Source organism: Bradyrhizobium sp. (assembly GCF_049798375.1).
GTDB lineage: Bacteria > Pseudomonadota > Alphaproteobacteria > Rhizobiales > Xanthobacteraceae > Bradyrhizobium.
In genome coordinates, this window is record NZ_JBARGP010000127.1 from 1 (window position 1) to 1,789 (window position 1,789).

Genomic DNA, 1,789 nt, shown 5'->3' on the forward strand with positions numbered 1-1,789 from the left:
ACGTAAGCCCCGGCCGCGCTCGATGGCACGTAAGCGATCGATGGCGCATCGAGCAGCGCTTTCTTCAGCGCATCCGGCGTACCGATATCGGGCTTCGCCGCACCCGCGCGCACGATTACGCCATAGCCGACCCGGGCGATGTCGGTGGTCGAGCTAGGGGCAAAACGAGCATTTGCGGCGGCGTCCTTGAACACATCGACCGGCACCACCGCGAGATCGAGCGGTTCGCCTGACGTCGCCTGCTTGATCAGATTGGGTGTCGAATCGAAATGAATGCTGAGCTTGTGGCCGGTCGCGGCTTCGAACGCGGGCACGATCTGCTTCAGCGGCCCGGTCATCGAGCCGCCGGCGATCATTTTCAGTTCGGCGGCGTGGGTGTTGGGCGTCATGATAAGCACCAAAGCAGCAAGTGAGGCGAGAGTGAGAGGACGCCTCATCGGAAACCGATCCTAATCCGCGATCGTGACGTCGGCGACGAACAGGGGATCGCGCACCGCCTGTCCGGTAAACGGCGAGCCCTGCTCGAACCAGGAGCGCGGCGCGGGCGCCCCCCATAGCGTTTGCCGGCGCGGGTCTTTCAGCGACCAGCGCAGCGGCTCATGGTCGTGATCGCCGGTAAAATAGTCGCTGGTGTAGAGTTCGATGCGGTGGCCGTCGGGATCCCTGATGTAGAGGAAGAACGCGTTGGAGATGCCGTGGCGGCCGGGGCCGCGTTCGATGTTCTTCAAAAAGCCGCTGGAGGCCATCACGTCGCAGAGGTGCAAAATGTTCATCGCGGTCGGCACCCAGTAGGCGAGATGGTGCAGGCGAGGGCCCTTGCCGTTGGTGATGGCAAAATCGTGCACATTGCCCTTGCGGTGCATCCAGGCCGCGGCGATGCGGCCGTTCGGGCCGTCTTCCTCGCCATATTCGGTCAGGCGGAAACCGAGCCGGGCGTAGAAATCGACGGTGTCCTGCACTTCGGCGGCGAACACGTTGAAATGGTCGAGCCGCTGCGGATGGCAGCCCTTGTAGAGGTCGTAACGCCGCAAGAGATGCGGGCGCTTCTCCATCGTGGCGTAGAGTTCGATCTGGAAGCCGAATGGATCGGTGAATTGCAGCGTGCGGCCCTGGAACGGTTGGTAGACGAAGGCATAGGCAATGCCGTTCTCGGAGAAGAACGACGCCGCCTTATCGAGGTCGCCGTCATTGCCGACCTTGAAGCCGAGCCGGTTGCAGGCAGCCTTCGCCGCCTTGCGCAGCACCACCGAGTGATGCTGGTGCTCTTCGCTGCCGCGCAGATACGCCGATTTGTCGTCGCGGTCCTCGAGGTGCAGGCCGATGGTGTTCTCGTAGAACTCGCGGCTGGCATCGAGGTTGGTCACGTCGAGCACGACGTGGCTGCACCTGACGATGTTGAACGGCGGGTCGAAGACGTGTTGCGGAACGGGCATGGTTGTTTCCTGGTCTCTAGTTTCAACCTCATGGTGAGGAGGCGCGTCAGCGCCGTCTCGAACCATGGGCCGCGCGGTCCATCCTTCGAGACGCGGGCAACGGCCCGCTGCTCGGGATGAGGCCGTGCCTGGCTTTATGACGTCGTGCCTAGCTTCTGAATCTTGTGCGTGCCCCGCGCCAGCGAGACGTGCTTGGTTTCCATGTAGAAGTCGAACGAATAGTCGCCGCCGTCGCGGCCGATGCCGGAGGATTTCATACCGCCGAACGGCGTCGGCAGATGGCGGACGTTTTCCGAATTGAGCCAGATCATGCCGGCTTCCAGTGCGTCCGCAACGCGCAGCGCGCGGCCCATGTC

3 protein-coding genes are annotated in these 1,789 nt (G+C 63.0%); all 3 read right to left on the bottom strand.

Going from position 1 to position 1,789, the window contains the following annotated elements:
* Positions 1 to 389: molybdate ABC transporter substrate-binding protein (locus tag WA702_RS05635; protein ID WP_425109547.1), on the bottom strand; the 389-nt coding region annotated here is incomplete at its 3' end.
* A gap of 60 nt (positions 390 to 449) precedes the next feature.
* A complete protein-coding gene (gene hpaD / locus WA702_RS05640; RefSeq protein ID WP_425109548.1) occupies positions 450 to 1,433 on the bottom strand; it encodes a 3,4-dihydroxyphenylacetate 2,3-dioxygenase in 984 nt (327 codons plus the stop codon).
* Positions 1,434 to 1,567: 134 nt separating this feature from the next.
* Positions 1,568 to 1,789 (bottom strand): aldehyde dehydrogenase family protein (locus WA702_RS05645; RefSeq protein ID WP_425109549.1); only part of this gene is annotated, 222 nt, incomplete at its 5' end.

What these genes read in the sequence shown, in the direction of transcription:
- hpaD (WP_425109548.1), bottom strand. Translation starts at nt 1,433, where the DNA reads ATGCCCGTTCCGCAACACGTCTTCGACCCGCCGTTCAACATCGTCAGG.